General features: G+C 46.2%; 24 protein-coding genes and 1 pseudogene. 14 read left to right on the plus strand and 11 right to left on the minus strand.

The window, feature by feature from the left end; translation table 11 throughout:
- Positions 1-213, plus strand: a complete 213-nt coding sequence (locus tag QZ938_RS10800; protein WP_293351326.1) for an RNA-binding protein hfq — start codon at positions 1-3, stop codon at positions 211-213.
- Here the strand turns inward: QZ938_RS10800 and QZ938_RS10805 are convergent.
- Both QZ938_RS10805 and QZ938_RS10810 read right to left on the minus strand, forming a co-directional pair.
- Positions 197-487 carry a hypothetical protein gene (locus tag QZ938_RS10805; protein ID WP_293365506.1) on the minus strand — a complete coding sequence of 97 codons (291 nt, stop codon included), beginning with the start codon at positions 485-487 and terminating at the stop codon, positions 197-199. The genes QZ938_RS10800 and QZ938_RS10805 overlap by 17 nt on opposite strands.
- Positions 488-503: 16 nt before the next feature.
- Positions 504-2819 carry a cation:proton antiporter gene (locus tag QZ938_RS10810; protein ID WP_293145017.1) on the minus strand — a complete coding sequence of 772 codons (2316 nt, stop codon included), beginning with the start codon at positions 2817-2819 and terminating at the stop codon, positions 504-506.
- Between the two features lie 119 nt (positions 2820-2938).
- Between QZ938_RS10810 and QZ938_RS10815 the strand changes: the two genes are divergently transcribed.
- A complete protein-coding gene (locus QZ938_RS10815; RefSeq protein ID WP_293351324.1) occupies positions 2939-4030 on the plus strand; it encodes an acyltransferase in 1092 nt (363 codons plus the stop codon).
- 242 nt (positions 4031-4272) lie between these two features.
- On the opposite strand, the gene QZ938_RS10820 is transcribed toward QZ938_RS10815, so the two are convergent.
- Positions 4273-5373: a formylglycine-generating enzyme family protein gene (locus QZ938_RS10820; protein WP_293351322.1), complete on the minus strand. Its 1101-nt coding sequence runs from the start codon at positions 5371-5373 to the stop codon at positions 4273-4275.
- A gap of 333 nt (positions 5374-5706) precedes the next feature.
- Here QZ938_RS10820 and QZ938_RS10825 point away from each other — a divergent pair, with 333 nt between their 5' ends.
- A complete protein-coding gene (locus QZ938_RS10825) occupies positions 5707-6555 on the plus strand; it encodes a M23 family metallopeptidase (RefSeq protein WP_293351394.1) in 849 nt (282 codons plus the stop codon).
- A 212-nt stretch (positions 6556-6767) separates the two neighbouring features.
- Positions 6768-7310, plus strand: a complete 543-nt coding sequence (locus tag QZ938_RS10830) for a late competence development ComFB family protein (RefSeq protein ID WP_293145034.1) — start codon at positions 6768-6770, stop codon at positions 7308-7310.
- Between the two features lie 296 nt (positions 7311-7606).
- Here QZ938_RS10830 and psb29 read toward each other — a convergent pair whose 3' ends face one another.
- Complete coding sequence (gene psb29 / locus QZ938_RS10835) at positions 7607-8320, minus strand: photosystem II biogenesis protein Psp29 (protein WP_293145037.1); 714 nt, start codon at positions 8318-8320, stop codon at positions 7607-7609.
- Between the two features lie 23 nt (positions 8321-8343).
- On the opposite strand from psb29, the gene QZ938_RS10840 reads away from it, so the two are divergent.
- Entirely contained in the window at positions 8344-8502 is a 159-nt protein-coding gene (locus QZ938_RS10840) for a hypothetical protein (RefSeq protein ID WP_293145040.1), read from the plus strand.
- A gap of 159 nt (positions 8503-8661) precedes the next feature.
- Positions 8662-9312, plus strand: coding sequence for a chromophore lyase CpcT/CpeT (locus tag QZ938_RS10845; protein ID WP_293145043.1), 651 nt, complete (start codon positions 8662-8664; stop codon positions 9310-9312).
- A 191-nt stretch (positions 9313-9503) separates the two neighbouring features.
- Here the strand turns inward: QZ938_RS10845 and QZ938_RS10850 are convergent, their stop codons facing one another.
- The 3 genes and pseudogenes from QZ938_RS10850 to hemF all read right to left on the minus strand — a co-directional run bounded on the left by QZ938_RS10850 (position 9504) and on the right by hemF (position 11499).
- Entirely contained in the window at positions 9504-9866 is a 363-nt protein-coding gene (locus QZ938_RS10850; RefSeq protein WP_106149243.1) for an STAS domain-containing protein, read from the minus strand.
- A 111-nt stretch (positions 9867-9977) separates the two neighbouring features.
- A pseudogene (locus tag QZ938_RS33000) lies at positions 9978-10109 on the minus strand (zinc ribbon domain-containing protein); the annotation flags it as partial.
- A gap of 346 nt (positions 10110-10455) precedes the next feature.
- Positions 10456-11499 carry an oxygen-dependent coproporphyrinogen oxidase gene (gene hemF, locus QZ938_RS10855; RefSeq protein WP_293145046.1) on the minus strand — a complete coding sequence of 348 codons (1044 nt, stop codon included), beginning with the start codon at positions 11497-11499 and terminating at the stop codon, positions 10456-10458.
- A 189-nt stretch (positions 11500-11688) separates the two neighbouring features.
- On the opposite strand from hemF, the gene QZ938_RS10860 reads away from it, so the two are divergent.
- From QZ938_RS10860 to QZ938_RS10890, 7 genes are all read left to right on the plus strand, one after another.
- Positions 11689-12759: an Mrp/NBP35 family ATP-binding protein gene (locus QZ938_RS10860; protein WP_293145049.1), complete on the plus strand. Its 1071-nt coding sequence runs from the start codon at positions 11689-11691 to the stop codon at positions 12757-12759.
- A 165-nt stretch (positions 12760-12924) separates the two neighbouring features.
- The gene (locus QZ938_RS10865; RefSeq protein WP_293145052.1) at positions 12925-13116 is read left to right on the plus strand and encodes an NAD(P)H dehydrogenase subunit NdhS; all 192 of its coding nucleotides are present in this window, start codon (positions 12925-12927) and stop codon (positions 13114-13116) included.
- A gap of 232 nt (positions 13117-13348) precedes the next feature.
- Positions 13349-14017 carry an HAS-barrel domain-containing protein gene (locus QZ938_RS10870; RefSeq protein ID WP_293351392.1) on the plus strand — a complete coding sequence of 223 codons (669 nt, stop codon included), beginning with the start codon at positions 13349-13351 and terminating at the stop codon, positions 14015-14017.
- Positions 14018-14132: 115 nt separating this feature from the next.
- Positions 14133-15593: a serine/threonine-protein kinase gene (locus QZ938_RS10875; RefSeq protein ID WP_293351320.1), complete on the plus strand. Its 1461-nt coding sequence runs from the start codon at positions 14133-14135 to the stop codon at positions 15591-15593.
- 24 nt (positions 15594-15617) lie between these two features.
- Positions 15618-15971, plus strand: coding sequence for a hypothetical protein (locus QZ938_RS10880; protein WP_293351318.1), 354 nt, complete (start codon positions 15618-15620; stop codon positions 15969-15971).
- Positions 15964-16530: a zeta toxin family protein gene (locus tag QZ938_RS10885; RefSeq protein WP_293351316.1), complete on the plus strand. Its 567-nt coding sequence runs from the start codon at positions 15964-15966 to the stop codon at positions 16528-16530. Before QZ938_RS10880 ends, QZ938_RS10885 begins: the two co-directional genes overlap by 8 nt.
- A complete protein-coding gene (locus QZ938_RS10890; RefSeq protein WP_293351314.1) occupies positions 16493-16714 on the plus strand; it encodes a hypothetical protein in 222 nt (73 codons plus the stop codon). Before QZ938_RS10885 ends, QZ938_RS10890 begins: the two co-directional genes overlap by 38 nt.
- A 59-nt stretch (positions 16715-16773) precedes the next feature.
- On the opposite strand, the gene QZ938_RS10895 is transcribed toward QZ938_RS10890, so the two are convergent.
- From QZ938_RS10895 to QZ938_RS10910, 4 genes are all read right to left on the minus strand, one after another.
- Positions 16774-16977: a hypothetical protein gene (locus QZ938_RS10895; protein WP_293191929.1), complete on the minus strand. Its 204-nt coding sequence runs from the start codon at positions 16975-16977 to the stop codon at positions 16774-16776.
- Positions 16974-17318 (minus strand): hypothetical protein, encoded by a 345-nt coding sequence (locus QZ938_RS10900; protein WP_293351312.1) that lies wholly within the window; start codon positions 17316-17318, stop codon positions 16974-16976. The genes QZ938_RS10895 and QZ938_RS10900 overlap by 4 nt, the downstream gene beginning before the upstream one ends.
- Before the next feature lie 156 nt (positions 17319-17474).
- Positions 17475-19460, minus strand: a complete 1986-nt coding sequence (locus QZ938_RS10905; protein WP_293351310.1) for a tetratricopeptide repeat-containing serine protease family protein — start codon at positions 19458-19460, stop codon at positions 17475-17477.
- A gap of 215 nt (positions 19461-19675) precedes the next feature.
- Positions 19676-20209 carry a COP23 domain-containing protein gene (locus QZ938_RS10910; protein WP_293333591.1) on the minus strand — a complete coding sequence of 178 codons (534 nt, stop codon included), beginning with the start codon at positions 20207-20209 and terminating at the stop codon, positions 19676-19678.
- Positions 20210-20325: 116 nt separating this feature from the next.
- On the opposite strand from QZ938_RS10910, the gene QZ938_RS10915 reads away from it, so the two are divergent.
- Positions 20326-20634: a Rieske (2Fe-2S) protein gene (locus tag QZ938_RS10915; protein WP_293145073.1), complete on the plus strand. Its 309-nt coding sequence runs from the start codon at positions 20326-20328 to the stop codon at positions 20632-20634.
- Positions 20635-21340 lie beyond the last annotated feature (706 nt).

Here is a 21340-nt window from a genome sequence, read left to right on the forward strand (position 1 = left end):
ATGTCAGAATTTGAGACCGGATTGCCCAGCGTTCGCTTAATACAAAGCTACATCAAAGACAAAGAACAGTTAGAGATCAAACTGATGACTGGCGACTTGCTAGCCGGCAAAATTTTTTGGCAGGATCATAGCTGCATTTGCCTCCTAGATGCCTCAGAAACACAAATTCTGATCTCGCGATCGGCCATTGCTTATCTCAAACCCAACGCCTGAGGAGAGGGGCAGAGGGGGAGAGGGGGAAGAGGGGGAGATGGGGAGATGGGGAAAATCTTTCCTGTTCGCTCTTCCTTCCATCCGTTACATCCGTTACATCGCCTACAGGGCTTCCGTCTTCCATCTTCCGTCTTCCCTCTGACGAATAACGTTCGCTCTTCGGGGACAGCACCGATGCCCGATGCCCGATGCCCGATGCCCGATGCCCGATGCCCGATGCCCGATGCCCGATGCCCCATGCCCCATGCCCCATGCCCCATGCCCCATGCCCCATGCCCCATGCCCCATGACTAATCGCTAAATAGCTTTTCGCTAACTTGGGCGGTGACAAAAGGCAGCTTTAAGGCAGGTTGCGGCACCGGAGGCGAGGCCGTCCGCTGCATCAAGCCGAGCTCGTAGAAGCCGCCGCACAGCAGCAAACGATCGCCCTCTTGCAAATCAGTAGTTCCATCCGGCCAGCGAGTAAACTTCCCTTCCCGGCGGATCGCCCGCACCTGTACCCCATACTGAGTGAGCAAATCTACCTCTGACAGTTTTTGGCCAACCCAAGGACTGTTGGCTGGTAACCTCAACCACTGACAAGAACTGTCGCCCTCGGGGACAGCAACTTCGCCCTTCGCCAGCAACTCAAAACTAATCAGTTCTTCCGGTTCACCCACTACCAAAAGTCGATCGCCCGACAGCAAAGCAGCCTTCCCGTTAGGATAATCAATTTCCTCACCATCTTCGCGGACGATCGCCATCACGCTGACCCCTGTCAACTGCCGCAAGTTAGTTTCTTCCAGAGTCATCCCACCAATGGGAGAGCCCTCCGGTAAGTTGTACCAATCGCCGTTGAGATCTCGAACCGCCACTTTCAAATCCCGCGAAACCGCCAAAGGTTCCCGCGCCGGCCGCAATTCCAGATAGCGGCTGCTGCGAATTTGCTGCACATCCCGCCCAATAGCCATTGCAGACAAACCCATCCCAGCCAGCAAGTGGGCTGAAAGTTCTAAACTAGCCTCAAACTCCGGCTGCACAACTTCCCAAGCCCCGAGTTGGTAAAGCAGTTCAATATCTTTATCTTTGTTGGCGCGCACCACAATATCCAAATCCGGGACTAATTCTAAAGCCCGCTTCAGACACAAACGAGTGCTCATCGGATCGGGAAGAGTAATCGCCATTGCTTTGGCGCGTTCTACCCCGGCGGCTTCCAATACGTGCAAGCTAGCAGCATTCCCGTAAATGTAAGGAATTCCTGACACTCTGCATTCTTGAATTCTGCTTTCCGACTCGTCGATTACCACAATTGAACAGTTGCGGCTTTGCAGCACTTTGACTAAATTTCTGCCAACTCGCCCGTAGCCACAAACCACAACATGATTTTGTTCCGGCAAAGTTTCAGCTATTTCGACAGGTTGAGATGTTTGGTCAAAATAGCGCTGCAAAGGCCCGAAATTTTCCGCCCACTTGAATAACTGTGGCACGCTTCTCAATACAAACGGCGTCAGCACCAAGGTGACTGCTGTCGTTCCTAAAATTAATAGGTAAACGTTTCGCGAAACCAGTCCCATAGCTTGGCCGGAACTAGCGAGTACAAAGGAAAATTCTCCGATTTGAGCTAAGCCCAAACCTGCGATTAATGCTGTTTTTAGGGGATAGCCAAATAATCGGACGATCGGCGTTACAATCAAGAATTTGCCGACAAATACTAGAAATACCAGTCCCAGAATTAACTCTAAATGGTTCCAGAGAAACACTGGGTCGATTAACATTCCGATGGTAACAAAAAATAAGGATGCAAAAATATCTCGCAAAGGCTCGACATAAGTTAGAGTTTGGTCGGCATATTCCACCTCCGAAATCATTAAACCAGCCACAAATGCGCCCATCTCGATCGAGAAACCCAGATATTCTGTCAGCAGCGCAATCCCTAAAGCCAAAACCACAACTCCCAGCAAAAACAGTTCCCGGCTTTCTGTTCTCGCGAGGTAGCGCAGCAACTGCGGTACGATCCAAATGCCCGCTACTACTGCACCCGCAGCAAATAATCCGATCCGCACCAGGGCCCAGACTATTGTCATGCCGATCGCCTCTGCGGGCTGGTTGAGGGCCGGCAAAACAGCCAGCATTAGCCCCAAGGCCAAATCTTGAACTACCAAGATTCCCAGCATGACTTGCCCGTGGGAAGTACCGCCTTCATTGCGTTCCATCAAGCATTTGAGTACAACCGCCGTCGAGGAAAGCGACAGGATCGCCCCTAAAAACACCCCTTGGGCAGGGGAATCTACCCAGCCTACACCCAAGGAAATTGCAGTAGTAATGGCGATCGTCAGCACAATTTGCAAGCCCCCCCCGCCCAGACTAATTGCTTTAACTCGATTGAGTTCGGCGAATGAAAACTCTACTCCCAAAGCAAACAACAGAAAAGCAACACCAAATTCTGCCAGGGTGTCTACCTGAATTAATTCTTTAATCAGCCCCAAACCGGCCGGCCCAACTACGATCCCTCCCAGGAGGTATCCGAGAATTACCGGCTGTCGCAACAACGATGCAAAGAGTCCTCCTGCTGCGGCAGCAGCGAGAACTAGAACTAAGTCAACAATCAGTCGGAAGTCTTCTTGCACAACTTTATGAAAAAAGTGTAAAGTTATATTATAGTGTTTAATGTGTTGACTATGTTGGGGAGCGTTGACTATAGTTGAGTAGCAAGCCCAACTGCCACTCTTGAACAAGGTATTTTCTAATGACAAAGAGTTCAAATCCTCACAAAAAGCTTAACCTCTTGCAAGTTTATCGAGGGATTGGAGCTTTATTGGTGGTAATGTTTCACGTCAACCAGATGAGCACTGAAAGATTAAATCAAGTTACTTTTTTTAATTTATTTCAGGCTGGGTGGAGTGGTGTTGATTACTTTTTTGTATTGAGCGGTTTTATCATGGTCTACGTTCACCGATCGGCGATCGGTAAAAAAGACCAGTTAAAATCATTTCTAGTCAAGCGCTGCGTGCGAATTTACCCGATATACTGGATAATTACTCTGACAGTTGTGTTTTTCTTTCTAGTGATTCCAGGCTTTGCGAATGCTCAAGACTTAAGTTTGGACAAGATAATTCTGTCGCTGCTTTTGATTCCTCAATATGGCAAGCCAATTCTGGATGTAGGTTGGACTTTAGTTTACGAAATTTATTTTTATGTATTATTCAGCATAGCTATCTGGCTCAAGCCTAAACAGTCTGTGCCTATGCTGTCAGCTTGGCTATTTGTCACACTTCTACATTTTTCTAAAATAATACAATTTCCCGACGCTTTTTTCTTACTGAATACAGTATTTGGGAATATGAATCTAGAATTTGTTTTGGGTGGCTTAGCTGCGTATATCGTGCTTAAATATAACAATAAGATTACTAATTACAGATGGATCCTATTTGGGATAGCAAATTTAGGATATGTTATTTTAGGACTGTTTGTCGCTTGGGGCAACATAGAGTTCGATCGGATCAAGACTTTTGCAGTGCTGGCAGCTATATTAATCGTTGCTGCAACTTCGATCGAGCTTAAGGATTCTCCGAGACTTCCTTATCTTTTAATTTTCCTGGGCGATGCCTCGTATTCAATATTTCTCCTCCACAGTCCGGTGATATCAGCAACTACAAAAATTGTACAAAAGGCGAATTTAGGAAAATATTTCGACGGTTTCTTTGCCCCTGCTATAGTGGCATTGTTGGCCGTAGTTATCGGCTGCATATTCTACTCTTTCATCGAAAAACCATTGACAGTTTATCTGCGGAAAAATATTGTTGAAAAAATGTTTCTTCCGAAAACGCAAGCAAGCTAATTTTAGGGTGCGTTGCGGTGAGATGCGCGGTGGGTGCGATCGATTTACCGCAATACCTCAGCAGCGGCAGCTTTTTGGGGTGTAGGGTGCGTCGCAATTTAGAATCTCGGTAAAAAATCGAGAAATCTCAAAGCGACGCACCGCAGGGTTTAATTAGTTCGATCGCACCCTATTTGGGATGGTGCGTCGCTGTGAAATGTCGATCGCACTTGCAGACTGTAGAAGAATCCGCACCCTACAAACTATACAAAAACAAGAGCTACGCGAAAACCGCAGCCCGCGACGCGGCTACCCACGGAATTCCATCTACGATAGGCACTGCGGGCCTCAACCGCAAAAGAATCCCAGTAGCCGCCACGTATCACTCTACCCATACCTGCGTGACTTTCCCAGCAACTTCCGTCAGTTGGTGCGCCTTCATAATTTTGGTGCCATTTATCGCCACACCATTCACTAACATTGCCGTGCATATCGTACAGTCCAAAGGAATTAGGGGGAAAACTCCCGACATCTGTTGTTTCTCCTCGGTAGAGTCCTTTGGAAGCATTTGCGAAGGCTTTGCGTCCGCTATAGTTAACTAAATAGGTGGTAATTATTTCCCCAAAGTGAAATGGGGTTGTTGTACCCGCACGACAGGCATATTCCCATTCTGCTTCACTCAGGAGGCGATACTTGTTCCCGGTTTTTAGCGAAATCTTGTCACAGAATTCGACAGCATCATTCCACGATACTTGCTCTACAGGATGTTTTTCGCCTTCGTAATACGATAGGTTGTTGCCCATTACTACTTCCCACTGTGCTTGGGTGATGGGGTATTTGCCTGCATAAAAACTGGCTACTGTAACTTGATGCTGCGGATTTTCACAATTCTCTCGCCCTGCTTCTCTGTAAGGAGAACCCATCAGAAATTTGCCACCGGGAATGTATACCATTTCCAGTAGAGTAGAATTACCTAAGTCTTCAGAAAAAAAGCGAGCAAATGACTTAGTGCGGCTGTTTTGTTTCCCAGAGGAATCGAGTGTGATGACATCAAATTTAAAGGTTGGTAAATAGTTGGAAAACTGTAGTTTTATCTTTAAGTCATTTCTATCCTTCAGCAGTGAGTAGGCAGCTAATTTTACCTGCATTGACTCATCCTGCAATGCTCCCAGTATCAAATCTAATCCGGCATCTCCATATTTGGGCGCATCGCAGAGTGCAGCGATTCTCACTTCAACAGCGGGCGATGCCAAGCGGCTTTTAACGCCTGCAATTCCTCCCAGTACCGCCGCATCCCTAGGAATTAAATTTTGACCGCCAAGGACGGCATCATATTCTCTGGGTTGATCGTCCTCGCTTGGCATGGCATTTTAAGCTCTGTATGATTAACCACTGTGGCATTTACTTAATAGCTATGTCAAATAGTCAAAACTTACGCAGCAACGCTATAAATAAGAAAGATAAATAGTGCCTTGCGCTGTGCTAACTTAGGCTACATTTGCGTACTTTGCGTAAGTCTTAAAAGTGATTTACCATTTTCGGTCAAAGCGTGCTAGATTTAGCTACTTTGTGTAACATTAGCTAGACAAAGGTTAAGGATATCGGTAATGACAGCGAGTGCGAATCGAGCAAACTGCCGGCAAAGTCCGGAAATAGTGGCAAATGCTATTTGGGAGTGTAGGCTTTTGAAAACAAACATGAACAGGTCGATCGCCTGTGGGGGAATTATTGCCAGTATTCTCAGCCTGGTATCGCCCGCGCAAGCTTTGCAGGTGCAGGTGACGCCGGCAAATCCCGAATTAGGAGATACGCTGTCAGTAGTCATTCAGGTAAACAGCAGCAGCCCGACTCCAACGGTTTCCGTACAGCAAAAAAACTACCCGGCTTTTCCCATGGGCAATAATCGCTTTCGGGCCCTGCTACCGACGACACCACTGGAGAAACCCGGTGCGCGCCTTCTTCAAGTCTCCGGTGACGGACAAGTGCAGAATTTGAATGTGCAAGTGCGCGATCGAGATTTTCCCACTCAATCCATCTGGCTGCCGCCCGGGAAAGACTCCGAAGGTACAGATGCCGAATTCGATCGCGTGGACGCGTTTAAAGCACTGGTGACACCCGAAAAATTTTGGGATGGCAAATTGTTGCGCCCCAACTCCGGCGAAATTACCACTATTTACGGCGTGCGGCGGTACTATAATGGGGTATTTGCTAAGGACTACTACCACCGCGGCGTCGATTACGCGGGCGCTTACGGTTCCCCTGTAGTTGCACCGGCCGCCGGTCGCGTGTCTCTCGTGGGACGCGAATCCCAAGGGTTCAAAATCCACGGTAATGTAGTTGGTATCGACCACGGCCAAGGGGTAGCAAGTATTTTGATGCACCTCAGCCGGATTGATGTCAAGGAAGGCGATTTCGTGAAAGCGGGTCAAGTAATTGGTGCTTTGGGGTCAACGGGGGCTTCGACAGGCCCTCACCTGCACTGGGGACTTTACGTGCACGGGCAGTCGGTCGATCCGGTACCTTGGCGGCTTCAGGGAGTTGAGTAAGACTTTTTACCGATTTTGACGAATTTAAAAGTCAATTATGGGGTAAGTTTGTGGCTGGGGTGTGCAGATAACTGTTCTGGGTTATCACTATTGGGTTATGATTTGTAGAAAAATTCTCAACTCAAGCCTCAAAACTCGAATCTCAAGACGCCAGCAATTGCGTCTTTACAAAACAAAACTGTATTAATGATGCCGTTGAGCGGGAAGCATATATGAGTATTGAAAAAATTGTTGAACAGGCTTTGCAAGACGGCTATTTAACGCCGTCTATGGAAGCTGAGGTGGGACGAATCTGTAATACGGCTTCTGAATTGTCGATCGAAGAGTACATGGCTCTCGATCGCCTGATGGGAGCTTTGTTGACCGGAGAAGTGGTGGTTCTGCCGCGCAAACAGTTCATCAATGTGATGGAAGAGTTGGTGCTTAGCGAGGCGATCGCCAGAGTTGCAGAAATTGAGGCGACGAGCAGCGAGCTGAGTCTGGATGTGGGAGATATTGCGGCTTATGCTTTAAATAGGCTTCCCCCTCTGTACGCTACGACGGAAGAGGGAGCTCACTTTCAAAGGGCTAGGGCTAAGGAGCAGCTTCACGATTTGATTTCCAAAGAAGTTAACGCAGCGATCGACCGCAACTTGGTCCGACCTGAACCGGTAAACCCCACAGCTTTGGGTAAGCCGTCTTCTGGAACCGAAGTTCTGTCAAATCTGAGCAATTGGCTGCAAGCTAACGCCGTTAATTTTGAGCCACAGCCTTAGTACCACGTCCAAAAGCTCTATTTTGGTTAACTCGATCCCGCTGAATTAAAAAAGCGGGATTTTTAGTTTTTGAGCCACAAACAGTTGACAGTTGACAGTTGACAGTTGACAGTTGACAGTTGACAGTTGACAGTTGGTTCAAATTACCAATGACCAATGCCCAATGACTAATGACCAATGCCCAATGACCAATGACCAATGCCCAATGCCCAATGCCCAATGACCAATGCCCAATGACTAATGACTAATGACTAATGACTAATGACTGATGACTAATGACTGATGACTTGAAACGATTAATTATTGCTCTCAGAAGAGTCTGCTGAGGGGGCGGCAGTAACTTTTGTTTCTCGTTTTTCACGTTTTTTCCGTTCAGCTTGGATGACATCTTGAAGCACTATTCGCGCTTGAGCCATTTTTTCCAAATTGCTGCGGTACAAATCTAAATCTTTGCTAACTTTGTCTTCAGGTAGATGCAAAGCTGCACTGATTTTGCCGATCGCGTCGTTGCGAGTTTCTTGGTTTTTTACCATCTCGGGGTCAGCTTTTTCTAACAGTGAGAACAAACCGATCGCAAATAAGCGACTGTACTTAAATTGAGCGTTGCTGGCGATCGCCCCTAAGGACGCTTGCAAATCTCCTGTATCTTCAAAGCTGCTGGAGCGATCGAGCCACGAGAGCAACTCAGACCCTCCAAGGCGATCGGCCAAGCTTTCCAATCTGTGAGCGTCTTGCTTGTAGCGATCGGGATCGTCTTCTAGGGCTTTGCACAAAGCGTTAAAAATCGAAAGTCTGTCTGCTTCTGGGGCGTACCCTAGCATGAATCGATCGAAAGCTGTCACCACGCCCAAAGCATAAATCGGGTCGTATTGAAAATCTACATTCGCCGAAAGCAAGTGCATTTCTACCATCAACTCTTCTACCACTCGACGGTAAATAGAGTTAATCGGCCGAGTGTGAATCGTATAGAAACTTCGCTTAGTATCTGAAACGGTACGGTTCTTGTTCACCTGAGTTTTATAGATAAATAATTGTGCCGCCACAGGTGGACCAGCGCGGCATGAGTAAAGTCGGGGGAGTCGATTGGCGATCTCCCTGGCAAAATTTGCCAGTTTTTTTTAACTGTGCAGCCGAGACTGCGAGACAAAATTTTATCGAGAAGATTTTGCGGGCGATCGGCAGCAACAATTAATCTGTCGCAATACGAGGGCAAAAGCCAAGTATCTTTACAATCATAGCTCTTCTGGGATCGCTCATCTATCCCATCTTCTGACTTGCCCGGCCCTGTTCGGGCAACCATTATCACAATCAGATTTTACTGTCAAGCCCAATCCTCAAAAATCCCACGAACATGACAATTTCTCCTGAATTAAGAGCTTTAGCCCAATACATGGCGGGCGAATTTGACAACCGAGAACAAGCGCTAGCAGACCCGGCGTGGTACGTCCACCTGCGTTTTTGGCAAAGACCCCTGCCCGTTGCTCTATTTTCCGAGCCCAGCATTGCCCTGTTTGCCGAACAAGCCAATATTCTAGAATTAGATAAGCCTTACCGTCCCCGCATCGTGCAACTGAGGCACGTGAAGAGGGCGCCGGAACTTATAGAAGCTCAGTATTATATGTTCAAGGATATCGCAGCCGTCAAAGGAGCCGGTCGCAACCCCGACTTACTGGCACAACTAAAGGGCGACCAAATCGAACTTCTTCCCGGCTGCACCCTATCGGTTGCGGTGCAAAATTTAGGCTCAAATCGCTATCGATTTCGGGCGTCTCTGCCGGAAGGAACTCGTTGCTGCTTTACCTACGATGGGCAAACTTACCAAGTAGACTTGGGATTTGAAGCCGCAGACGAGGAATTTTTCAGCTACGACAAAGGAATCAGCCCCACGACAGGCAAGGCTATCTGGGGAGCTTTAATGGGCCCTTTTAGATTTGTGAAGCGTCAGGATTTTGCTTCTGAAATATTGGCCAATACGCTTGGGATCGGATCGGACGGCGGTTGAAACCGCGTCTACAGAAACAAAGTCCGCCTCCGCGGACTAAAGAAGAAGATCGCGTAATTTTCACCGCCCGGTCTTTAACCTGCACCAGACACGTGCAAGTTTGTGTAGACGCGATTTCAATCGCCCGGTCTTCTTCAACCTGCGGAGGCAGGTTTTGTTTGTGTAGAAGCGGTTTCAACCGCCCGGTTTTCTTAACTTGCGCGCGGCACCCCCTCTAGAGCTTCTTCTTCTGTTTCAAAGATTTCAAAGACAGAATCCATCATGGTGACTTCAAACACCAGTTTGGCTTCTGGATGAACATTGCAAATGCGGAAACTGCCCTTAACTTTATCCGCATCGCGCATACCGGCTACCAACGAGGTCAGGCCAGAACTATCGATAAAGTTTACCTGACCAAGATTCACGACGACATGACGGCTGAGTTTGGAAATACACTCTTGCAACTTGAGGCGGAATTGCCAAGCTGTCGTGATGTCCAACCGTCCTGTCGGTGCTAAGACGATAACTGTTGTACCGTCAGATAGCGTGTGGGTTTTTTGATCAATATGAATCACTGACCCTTCCCTCAAATTTATGACTATTTATCGCGGTGGTTACTTTCTGCTATACAAATACTAGACTTGTCTAGACATTTGCTTCTTACTTCACAGGGAGCATGGGAGCGGTTATCCCTCAGTAAGCTTTCGCGCTTTAGCCAAGCGTGATAAATTAATCGCTGCCTTCAAGTCTCTGTCCATTGAGTTACCACAACTTTCGCTGTTGAAGGTTCTTTCTTTCAGTGGCATATCTTGGATATGCCCACAGCTTGACTATTGTTTTGCAAGGGCGGAAACCAGCGGTCAGCAATGATTATTTCACAACCAAACTTTTTCGCCTTATATTCTAGGTGACGCTTGAATTCAGAGAATCCACAGTCAGCTATTACCTGTGCTAGTTTGTGATTTTTTAGCATCCCATCAACATTTAAATCTTCTACTTATCGTTGCGTGGTTTTTGCATAAGTAAGTAGTGACTTGATGCTGAAAGTCCAAGTTTTTTCACAAATGGCGCAGGGTTTGAACATGGCACACTATGAGTGTTTGTGTAAAAGTTTACCATTCTGTCTACTCAATTGCTAGCTAAGCACTTTCTCAGTAGTTTAACTCAGGTCGGTGACTGCTGAGGCATCCAATTCGCCCAATCTTGCGGTTTTAAGAACTTTGAGTAGAGTTCGGCTTCTGGAGAGTTGGGTTCTGGCTCGAAACAATACTCCCAGCGTACCAGAGGTGGCAGGGACATCAGAATCGATTCGGTGCGTCCGTTGGTCTGTAAGCCAAAGGTCGTGCCCCGATCGTACACTAAGTTAAATTCAACGTAACGGCCGCGGCGGTAAAGTTGGAAATCGCGCTCGCGATCGCCGTATGCTTTCGATCGGTGTTTTTCAACAATTGGGGTGTAAGCCGGCAAAAATGCGCGGCCGCAGTCCTGTATGAAGGCGAACAGCGACTCCCAGCTTCTAGGCTCCGGGTTTCCGACATTTTTGCTGTACTCAGCAGCTTTCCCTTTGACATTCTGGTCGCGGTAAAGCGGGCCTTGAGCGTTTTGGTAGTCAAAAAACAGGCCGCCGATACCGCGAGTTTCTTGGCGGTGGGGCAGGTAGAAATATTCGTCGCACCAGAGTTTAAATGCCTGGTAATAGTCCGAGTGGTGTTTGTCGCAAGCTGCTTTCAGAGTTTTGTGGAAATGAGCTGCATCCTCATCCAACAGGTAATAGGGCGTCAAATCGACACCGCCACCAAACCACCAAATCGGGCCCGCTTCAAAATAACGGTAATTCAGGTGAACCGTAGGCAAGTAGGGATTGCGGGGGTGCAGCACCATCGAAGTACCAGTGGCGTAGAAATCGTGACCGGCAGCTTCTGGGTGCTTGGTCAGAATCAAAGCAGGCAAACTTTCGCCCCAAACTTGGGAAAAATTAACTCCGCCTTGTTCAAACACATTGCCTTCGCGCATAACGCGAGAACGTCCGCCCCCGCCTTCGGAGCGTTCCCAAGAGTCCTCTTTAAATTTGCCGCCGCCATCGACCAGTTCGAGGGCTTGACAAATTTCGTCTTGTAGGCTTTTCATAAATTGGCTGACTCTAGCTCTAGAGTCAGCGGGCGGCAAAAACGGAGAAGTCGTGGTTTTAAGTGTTGTAGAAACTGTCATAAAATTTTCTGTTGTCAGATTTGAATCTTAGATGGTGATGATTGCCAAATCCAGTCGCCATGTAATTATGCCACCGCAGGTCTGCAAATGATCGCTATGAAGTTACATTAAAAAATAGCAATAAAAATATACTTAAACTTGCGATCGAACATTCACTGACACAATTGCAGAGCTATGGTGGAGAACACAATGCCCAGTACACTCGATATTAGTTCAGTCTTAGAAATCCTGCGACCTGTGCAAGACCCCGAACTGCAAAAAAGTTTGGTGGAATTGAACATGATTCGTAACATCAAAATTGACGGCGGAGTCGTCAGTTTTACTTTAGTGCTGACAACGCCTGCTTGCCCGCTGCGAGAGTTTATTGTCGAAGATTGCCAAAAAGCGGTCAAACAGTTGCCAGGAGTCGAAAAAGTGGCAGTGGAGGTGACAGCCGAGACTCCCCAGCAGAAGGGAGTGGTCGATCGGCAAGGCATAGAAGGCGTTAAAAATATTATCGCCATTTCCAGCGGCAAAGGCGGCGTCGGCAAAAGCACGGTAGCGGTAAATGTGGCTGTAGCGCTAGCTCAAACCGGCGCAAAGGTGGGTTTGCTAGATGCCGATATCTATGGGCCCAACGACCCAAATATGTTGGGTTTGGGGGACGCGAAAGTGATGGTTAGGGACGGAAAAAGCGGGGAAAGCCTCGAACCCGCCTTTAATTACGGCGTCAAATTGGTGTCGATGGCGTTTTTAATTGAGAAAGACCAGCCTGTAATTTGGCGCGGCCCAATGTTGAATGGGATTATCCGGCAGTTTCTGTATCAGGTGAATTGGGGCGATTTAGATTATCTGATTGTCGATATGCCTCCGGGTACTGGAGACGCGCAGTTGACGATGGCCCAAGCGGTGCCGATGGCGGGTGTGGTGATTGTGACGACGCCGCAGACGGTGGCTTTGTTGGACTCCCGCAAGGGGTTGAAGATGTTCCAGCAGTTGGGAGTCTCGGTGTTGGGAATTGTGGAAAACATGAGCTATTTTGTGCCGCCGGATATGCCTGACAAGCAATATGATATTTTCGGTTCCGGCGGCGGGGAAAGGACGGCGGCAGAGTTGGGAGTGCCGCTGTTAGGCCGCATTCCGCTGGAAATTCCGCTGCGGGAAGGTGGCGATTCGGGTGTGCCGATTGTGGTGGGACAACCGGGTTCTGCTTCGGCGAGGGAGTTGCGGGCGATCGCGGGTCGGATTGCTGGTAAAGTTTCCGTAGCAGCCCTAGCCTAAATTACATCTTGCATTGTCAATCAGCTTTTGAGGGGCGGGCGGGACGCCCACCCCACAAAAAACCTGTGAGTGTTTGTGGAACAGGCAAGATGCCTGTTCTAACATCAAGTCTCGATCGCCAAGAAACGGTAAACTATAAACAGCAAACATCACATTCAAAAAATTATGATTTTTCCTGGTTCCGCAGTGCGAGTTAAAGATAAGGGCGAGATTTACTACGCTTTTCAAGGACAAGTCCAGCGAGTTACCGACGGGAAAGTCGCCGTACTGTTTGAAGGTGGCAATTGGGACAAGTTGATTACTTTCCGCCTGTCGCAGTTGGAACTTGTCGATGCTACGGCTGGCCGCGCGAAATAGTCATTGGTCATTAGTGAGTTGTTATTGGTTATTGGTTGTTGGTTATTGGTTATTGGTTATTAGTTATTAGTTATTGGTTGTTAGTACCCACTTACAAATAACAAATAATAAATAACCAACTGCTAACCGCCAAGTGACAACTGTCAACTGCCAACTCAAAGAGGGCGGGCACGCACCATCCACCGCCCCTACAAACTGTCAACTGTCAACTGTCAACTGTCAACTGACTAATATGCGTTTACCTTTACCTCAATTTGCTACAAAAGAGCGTCATCCCGATCGCATTGCTGAAGTCATCGAGACAGCAACTACAGAGTTTCTAGCTCAATGCTTGGAACCGGATGACTTGAGTTTTCCGGTGATGCCGCCTTTTGGGAGTTGGGTGAAGGCGGAAGATGAAGAGTCTAAAAATCAAATCTACGGCGTAGTTTACCATGCTACCACTAGCCCGATCGACTCGGTGCACAGAGCTCGGGCTTTGGGTTTATCGCTGGAAGAGTTGCGGGAAGAACAACCGCAGATTTTTGCGATGCTGAAAACCGAGTTTCGAGTGGCGCTTGTGGGGTTTGAGAAGCCACCGGAAAGGTTGAACGGCCACGGCCCATCGAGGGGTACAATTTATCAGTATTTGCCGCCGCGCCCGCCCCAAATTCACCAAGCGGTTTATCGCTGCGAACCGGATGAGGTGATTGATTTTACGGTGCAGTTGGATTTTTTGAGGACGCTGCTGGGAGTGACGAATGCGCCTGTGGATGCGCTGACGGCTGCGACGATTCGGGAGATTTATCAGTTGCGAATGCGCGATCGATCTTGGTTGGTGGAAGCGGGGAGGAATTTGAGTGTTTTGTTGAAGGATGATTATGACAGGTTGCGGGTGATTTTGAGTCAGATTCATCCGTAATACTCGACAAAATTGAAATAGTCTGAAGCTGGCATTTATAGATGACAGGTTTCCCAAACTAAACTAAACTATCAATAGTTCAGACCCCACTTTACTGCTATACAAAATAAATCTTATGCAGGGATCAATACTCGCAGGACGCTATCACATCATAAAACACTTGGGAGGCGGTGGCTTCGGTCAGACTTACCTGGCTGAAGATAAAAGGCGATCGGGAAATCTTCGATGTGTCGTCAAACAACTTAAGCCGCAGTTTACCGATCCGCAGACTTTAAGTATAGCTAGACGTTTATTTAAAACAGAAACAGAAAGCCTCCACCAGCTAGGAACTCATTCTCAGATTCCCGAACTTTTGGATCACTTTGAGGAAAATCAAGAATTTTATTTAGTTCAGGAGTTGATTGATGGAAGAGATTTAAGTAAAGAAATTATCCCTGGCCAGCGGCTTAGCGAGTCGGAAGTTATGGCTATTTTGCATGAAATCATAGAAATATTAGTATTTGTTCAGCAACACAAAGTCATCCACCGGGATATTAAACCTACTAATTTAATGAGGCGCAATTCCGATCGCAAAATATTCTTAATTGACTTTGGTGCTGTCAAACAAATTACTACTCAAATAGTTAATACCACTGGGCAAATACCGCCGACTATTGGCATCGGTACTGGTGGGTATATGCCAGCGGAACAAAATAACGGACATCCTAACTTTAGCAGCGATATCTATGCTGTGGGAATGACTGGGATTGAATGGCTGACGGGGATACTTCCGCACGAGTTGCCAAAGGATGCTAATGGTGAAATTGTTTGGCGCGATCGGGCTCGAGTTAGCGACGGCTTTGCTAATATTTTAAACAAAATGGTGCGCTATCATTTTCGCGATCGCTACCAGTCAGCCGCAGAGGTGTTGCAAGCTCTCAACAATTTAAGGAGAGTTCGACCACCTACTACTGTAATATCATCTCCTAACTTATTGACATTAATGAGTAACTGGACGCGAGAACATATAATTGGTTTGCTTGGGGTTAGTTTGGCTGCTATATTTGGTGTAGCAGCATTCTTTACACCAGAAATTAGAAAGATGCTGGGATTGGAGGGTGCGGATAATCTGGCAAGTTATGACAATACAGCCAAAGGAATCAAGATGAAATATCCCGATAATTGGACTAAACAAGAAGAGTCTAACGCCATTACCCAAGAGGTGGTTCAATTTATTTCACCGAAAGAAAGCGAGGGCGATAAATTTCAAGAACGGTTGATTGTGACAGTCGAACCTACGACGAATAATAAAACCCTCGATGAATATACGAAGTTATCTAAACAAGAAATCCTGAAGTTAGATAAAAATGCTAAGATAGATAAAGAGGAAGAATCTACTCTGGCTGGCAAAAACGGGTATAGAGTTGTTTATACAACAAAAGAAGGGAATGAAGAGTTTAAAAAATTGAATGTTTGGACGATGAAAAATGATAAGGCTTATTTGATAACCTATGAGGCGGAAGCGGGGAAGTACAAGCAATTTTTGCCGGTTGTTGAGAAGATGATTAAGTCGCTGGAAGTTCAAGACACCAAATAAATCTATTGAGGCAGTTGTCAGATTATGGTGACAGTATCAATCAAAGATGAATATGTTGAAGTGTTGAGTGCTTTGGGTGATTTGCAGGCGGCTATGGATTTGGCAATTCAACGCTATACCATCGAGCAGATTACCGCAAAAGTTGCTGAACTTCGACAAAGAAATGCTCAGTGTCAAGCTAAATATGGGATGGATTATCTCACTTTTAACCAGCGACTTTCTGAAGATGAAGTTTTTATTATCAATCTAGAATCTAAGGTTAATAATTTGTGGGAAATAGATTTGGCTGATTGGGAATTTTGCTATAAGGGGATAGGAGATTGGACGCGCAAGTTACAGAGTATTTTGCTTAAAACTAATAATTTATTAGATGCCTAACTTATACATTATTGGCGGTGCTAACGGTTCTGGAAAAACCACCGCCGCTAGGGAAATCTTACCCTACTTCCTAGAGGTTTTTGAATATGTCAACGCCGATGAAATAGCGGCGGGTCTTTCTCCTTTTAACCCTGAAGGTGTAGCTATTCAAGCGGGACGATTAATGTTAGAAAGGCTATCAACTTTAGTCAAGGCTGAAGCTGATTTTGCTTTTGAAACTACTCTAGCTGCTCGAAATTTTGCCCGATTTTTGCGAGAGTGTAAAACTAAAGGTTATCAAATCAACTTAATTTATTTTTGGTTGCAAAGTCCTGAATTAGCCATTACGCGGGTACGCCGACGAGTAGAAAGTGGTGGCCACAATATCCCAGAAGATACTATCCGCCGTCGCTACGAACGGGGACGGAAAAACTTAATAGATTTGTATTTACCTTTATGCGATACTTGGATGGTGTATGATAATACTAAAAGTCAACCTCAATTGGTGGCAGCATCCGGTAACGATCGAGAGGAAATTATTTATGAACCCCCAATCTGGAACCAAATCATCCTTAGATAGTAAACCGGAAATTACCCTAACAGAACTCCAGCAAAAAATTGATGCTGGAGTTAAAATTGCTATTGCTAAAGCCATCGAAAAACACCGCAGATTAGGGGAATCAATTAGCATTTGGCAAGATGGCAAAGTAATTACTTTAACTGCCGATCAAATTCCTCCCCTGAAATTAGATAATGATAGTTAATCCTTATTTTGCCATCAAATGAGCAACAAATATTGTAGTCAAAAGGTTTGGGCAATTATTTAGGATTCGGCTACTTTTTCTGGTACTCGCCTATATTTGCCATCTAAACGTTCCTGTCGCTGACGGCGGTTATCAGCTTCTAACATTGCCAGCACTTCATCTAATTTTAAATTGACAATATCAAGCTGTTGGCAAGATTCTCGCATCCTAGCAACATTTTGTTGTCTAGTTTCTAAATCCGGTATTCTGGGCTGTTGAGTCATGGCAGATTCCAACTCCTTTTAATTTCTTGAATACTTGCTTCTGAGCCATCGGCTGCTGCTTCTGTCTCTGCGATCGTCCTATACAAAAAGTCTAGCACATCGGCTGTTGCTGCTGGTTGAGATTCTGCCACCTGTTGCAAGATTCTGTGCAAGCGGTTGTAGGGAATTCTCAGGCGTTCCTTGACATTATCAATTGCTTCTAACTCAGGCATTGTTTCCTGGGTTTCACCAAATTGCTGTAAGAGGGAATATTCTGCTGCTGTTGCTGTGTCGAGAAGTGCTACTAACCGCTGTTGTAATCTGAAAATAGTGCTGATGGTTTGGTCTGGTAATTTTGCCATGAATTTGAATTTGGAGGATGACAAATTATCAGTATAATAGCATTGGCTGGGGCTGTGAAACCGGGTTTTTACGAAAAATATTCGTCGTAGCCGACAGATTAGGTAAAAACCCGGTTTCTTTCTCCCCGCGCCGGACAAGACAATGCCGTTTCCCTACTAGCGGATTGTCAAAGTGTATCTACCTCTTTCGCCCTTTTTAACAGTATTAACAATCACGCGATAGCGGCCGCTGGCGGGTAAGGTGACAGTGACAGAAGAATTGGAATTTGAGCTGCTGATGTCATCATTTTTTGCTAACACTTTTCCATCAGGGGTCAAGAGTATGACCAAGGTATCAAAATCGCGGCTTTCTACGCTAATTGTAACTGATTGACCGGCTCGGCCTTCAAAGGTATGTAGCTCGTAGAGACTTCCATCAGAGGGAAGGGCAGAGGATTTACCAGGTATTAATGAGCTATTTATAGCGAGTAGGGTGGTAGAGGTTGATTGATTTGGTGCAGTTGATTCCTGCAACTCTCTGATCATTCTTATTACTTGTTCGTAAGATTTTATATCTCCTCGCTGCTGATATAGCTCAGCTGATTTCTGATAGTCATTGAGCGTACCTTGCTTGTCTCCCAATTTATCGCGGGCAGTCCCACGGCTAAAGTAGATATCGGCATCGTTGGGGTTAATTTTGAGGGCTTGGTTGTGATCCGCGATCGCACCCTGGTAGTCTCCTAATGCATAACGCACAACCCCACGATTACCGTAGCCGGAGGCAGAGTTAGGATTAATTCGCAGAACTTGATCGTAATCTGCCATCGCACCCTGGTAGTCTCTCGATCGAAAGCGGGCCCCCCCGCGATTATTGTAGCCTAGCAGAAAGTTAGGATTGATTCGCAAAGCTTGATCGTAATCTGCCATCGCACTCTTGGAATCTCCCAACTGCCCGTAAGCTCTGCCCCGCAAGAGGTAAGTTAGCAGAGTGTTAGGCGCGATTTTCAAAGCTTGGTTGAAGTCTTCAATCGCCCCCCGAGCATCTTCTAAGGCAAGGCGAGCTCTACCCCGGTTATGATAGTCTGTCGCAGATATAGGATTACTTCGCCGAACAACTTGGTTTAAATCGTTTGTACCCCCCTGATCGTCTCCCAATTCCTTGCGGGCGATTCCTCTGATGAGGAGTGCTTCGACATTGTTAGGAGAGATTCGTAAGGCTTGATTTAAGTCCTCTTGCGCTCTTTTTGTGTCTCGCCGCGAACTCAAACGTGTCTCCGCTCGATTCACATAAGCAGCAGCATAATTAGGATTAAGCTCAATCGCTCGATCGTAAGCTGCTATAGCACCCTGAAAGTCTCCTTCGTAAAATCTGTTCACACCCTGAATAAAGAAATCATCAGCCTTCGGCCCAGTCGCCACAGGCGCACTCGGAACCTTCACCCCTAAATCCACCCTCGCTGAAGCCAACAATCTCAAACTCGTATTAATCGGAATCCCCAGATTAAAACCCGTTTTAGCAATTAGAATATTCTGATTAATATTGTTAGATTCCGCCGCCCTCGTATCCGCCCTCCCGTGAATTCCCACCACCTCGCCATTCTCATTCAACACCGGCCCCCCGCTCATTCCCGGCAGCGTATTGTTACTATAAACCAACGCATAACCATCTTCTAAAGGTCGAGAAGCATTAGCAGTAATCCGCCCATCGGTGAATTGGTAAATCGAACGATTAAGAGCCGCTGAAGTCTTCGGAAATCCTGCCACATAAGCCGCTTTCCCTTCTGTCGCCAAATCCGAGTTGCCAATCTTAGCAACGCTGTAAGTTTGACTGCTGGTAAACTCGACAACTGCTAAATCAATATTTGGCAGTTTTTTTACACTGCTGTAATTGAGCAAATACCGCTTGTCATCAGGGGTGACAATCTCATATTTAGCTTCAGCATCTTTGAAAACGTGACGGGCTGTGAGTACCGTGTAAGTGTTGCCATTCCGTTTGATGATGATTCCAGAACCGGGATTTTTACTGTCAATCAGGACTGTGATTGATTTAGCGATTTTGCCGACTTCATCAGCAGATATTGCGAAAACTGCGGTTGGTTGGGCGATGACAATAGTTGCAATTGTACCGATTAAGGCGATGGGAATTTTGTTAGAGAAGTTCATTGATTTTAGCTGTTAATAGAAGAGATGAGTTGAGCTTAATTTAATTTGTACCTTCGGAAATCTCGTTTTTATCGAAGGCTCGATCCCCCTAAATCCCCCTTGAGAAGGGGGACTTTGAATGCTCTCTTGTCCCCCCCTTACTAAGGGGGGCTAGGGGGGATCTCCGGGTTTGAAAACACGCCCTAGGTCGATCGCCCATAAGGAATACGAATTGACTATGGAGAAATAGGAGAAACATTTTCCTCAACAGGTGTCTCTTCCAAATATCTATCCACATCAACAGAACCAGGCCCAGTTTCAGATAATATATATCCAGAAGCCAACCCGCGACGATCCATCAATCTTTGCAAGGTAGCATCAGCATCACTCCCCCGCTTGAGAGTGAATAGCAAAGTCCTATTCGTACAAGCATCGTCTTTGTTAACAGCAGCACATACCACCGGTTCTCCGTTCAGAGTCCCAGTGTTAATATATTTAAGAGTACCGTTATCGTAGTTTCGTTGAAATCTTCGACCTACCTCTTGGCAGCGTTTTTGGGCAGTCCACGGCGGCGGAAAATAGTTGTTAGAAGTCCAGCGAACGAGTGGCACATTGCCCCGTGGGGTGCGAACCAAGGTGACAGGCTGTCTGTTGAGAGTAGCGCAGAAAAAGCTATTATTTCCCGCACGACTGGGTTGACTAAACAGCGCACTCGTGGTAGTAGAAACTACTAACCCTGTCAGGAGTCCCGTCAAGATTTTGAATTTCATAAGTATAAATTTTTGATATATTATCTCATAGCTGAGCTACATTTGCAACCTGGAACTTATCCTGATGCTGAAGCCGCAAATCAGTCTGTCATAATTTATTTAAACAAAAAAATCATATGTGGGTAGAGATAACAGCACTAAATCAGATTCCCGAACGGGATATTTTGAAGGTAAAAGTTGAAGGAATTTCACTTATTTTGAATCGCCAAGGTGCGAATGTCACTTGTTACCGCAATGCTTGCACTCATTTAGAATATCCGATCGACATGGGTAAGGTTGATAACGGCATCATTACTTGTCCGTTTCACAAATATCGGTTCGAGTTAGATACTGGTAAATGTTTGAATGCACCGAGTGATTCCCTAGAGTCTTATCCCGTAAAGATTGAGGGCGAAATCGTTTTTGTTGACATCGATGAATCATGATTCATCAGTCATTTATTCATACCAATTTGAAACAAAATCTCATAATAATAAAAAATGAGAACAAGAAATTAGAGGTTTTTACCTGTAGGGAAACCGCACGGCACCGTGTCTGACAATCTATGCCTTAAGACAGATATTTTTTATACAGTTAATAACCTTTAATAACCGTAACAACAATTTGTCAAAATCTTATTATGTGCTGTTTCCAACACAAACCTGCTAGCCCCGGGAGGCTTTGCCGACATGGGAGTCAAACAAGGCAGAGCATAAGAATCTGAGTTTCCTGGTAAAGTACAAAGTCCCACGCATTTAATAGAAGGGCTCCGAGCATGATACCAGCAATTTTATAACCCAACACGGTTCACTTAAGACAGATCCCCCCTAACCCCCTGAACCAAGCAGGGCAGTTTTATTGTCGGAAAAAGAAATCTGAAACTATCGAAAGCATCGCTCAAAGGTCGGATAGCACTTTTGCCAAGGTACGTAGTTGCGCTTCAGCGCTCTGTCCTAATCTTAGAAAGAGCGCTGAAGCGCAACTACGTACCTAATTTATATGACAACAATAAAACCACCCTGCCTAACCCCCCGAACCAAGGGGGGGACAAGAAGCTCTTAAAGTCCCCCTTCGATGCGGGGGATGCGAGGGGGATCTCCGGGCATAAATAGTGTTAAGTAAACCGTATTGTTTTATAACCCAACAAACATT

The sequence above is a fragment of the Microcoleus sp. CAWBG27 genome (assembly GCF_020883145.1).
Lineage (GTDB): Bacteria > Cyanobacteriota > Cyanobacteriia > Cyanobacteriales > Microcoleaceae > Microcoleus.

What these genes read in the sequence shown, in the direction of transcription:
- QZ938_RS10800 (WP_293351326.1), top strand. Translation starts at nt 1, where the DNA reads ATGTCAGAATTTGAGACCGGATTGCCCAGCGTTCGCTTAATACAAAGC.
- QZ938_RS10805 (WP_293365506.1), bottom strand. Translation starts at nt 487, where the DNA reads ATGGGGCATGGGGCATGGGGCATGGGGCATGGGGCATGGGGCATCGGG.
- QZ938_RS10815 (WP_293351324.1), top strand. Translation starts at nt 2,939, where the DNA reads ATGACAAAGAGTTCAAATCCTCACAAAAAGCTTAACCTCTTGCAAGTT.
- QZ938_RS10820 (WP_293351322.1), bottom strand. Translation starts at nt 5,373, where the DNA reads ATGCCAAGCGAGGACGATCAACCCAGAGAATATGATGCCGTCCTTGGC.
- QZ938_RS10825 (WP_293351394.1), top strand. Translation starts at nt 5,707, where the DNA reads ATGAACAGGTCGATCGCCTGTGGGGGAATTATTGCCAGTATTCTCAGC.
- QZ938_RS10830 (WP_293145034.1), top strand. Translation starts at nt 6,768, where the DNA reads ATGAGTATTGAAAAAATTGTTGAACAGGCTTTGCAAGACGGCTATTTA.
- QZ938_RS10845 (WP_293145043.1), top strand. Translation starts at nt 8,662, where the DNA reads ATGACAATTTCTCCTGAATTAAGAGCTTTAGCCCAATACATGGCGGGC.
- hemF (WP_293145046.1), bottom strand. Translation starts at nt 11,499, where the DNA reads ATGACAGTTTCTACAACACTTAAAACCACGACTTCTCCGTTTTTGCCG.
- QZ938_RS10860 (WP_293145049.1), top strand. Translation starts at nt 11,689, where the DNA reads ATGCCCAGTACACTCGATATTAGTTCAGTCTTAGAAATCCTGCGACCT.
- QZ938_RS10865 (WP_293145052.1), top strand. Translation starts at nt 12,925, where the DNA reads ATGATTTTTCCTGGTTCCGCAGTGCGAGTTAAAGATAAGGGCGAGATT.
- QZ938_RS10870 (WP_293351392.1), top strand. Translation starts at nt 13,349, where the DNA reads ATGCGTTTACCTTTACCTCAATTTGCTACAAAAGAGCGTCATCCCGAT.
- QZ938_RS10875 (WP_293351320.1), top strand. Translation starts at nt 14,133, where the DNA reads ATGCAGGGATCAATACTCGCAGGACGCTATCACATCATAAAACACTTG.
- QZ938_RS10880 (WP_293351318.1), top strand. Translation starts at nt 15,618, where the DNA reads ATGGTGACAGTATCAATCAAAGATGAATATGTTGAAGTGTTGAGTGCT.
- QZ938_RS10885 (WP_293351316.1), top strand. Translation starts at nt 15,964, where the DNA reads ATGCCTAACTTATACATTATTGGCGGTGCTAACGGTTCTGGAAAAACC.
- QZ938_RS10890 (WP_293351314.1), top strand. Translation starts at nt 16,493, where the DNA reads ATGAACCCCCAATCTGGAACCAAATCATCCTTAGATAGTAAACCGGAA.
- QZ938_RS10895 (WP_293191929.1), bottom strand. Translation starts at nt 16,977, where the DNA reads ATGACTCAACAGCCCAGAATACCGGATTTAGAAACTAGACAACAAAAT.
- QZ938_RS10900 (WP_293351312.1), bottom strand. Translation starts at nt 17,318, where the DNA reads ATGGCAAAATTACCAGACCAAACCATCAGCACTATTTTCAGATTACAA.
- QZ938_RS10905 (WP_293351310.1), bottom strand. Translation starts at nt 19,460, where the DNA reads ATGAACTTCTCTAACAAAATTCCCATCGCCTTAATCGGTACAATTGCA.
- QZ938_RS10910 (WP_293333591.1), bottom strand. Translation starts at nt 20,209, where the DNA reads ATGAAATTCAAAATCTTGACGGGACTCCTGACAGGGTTAGTAGTTTCT.
- QZ938_RS10915 (WP_293145073.1), top strand. Translation starts at nt 20,326, where the DNA reads ATGTGGGTAGAGATAACAGCACTAAATCAGATTCCCGAACGGGATATT.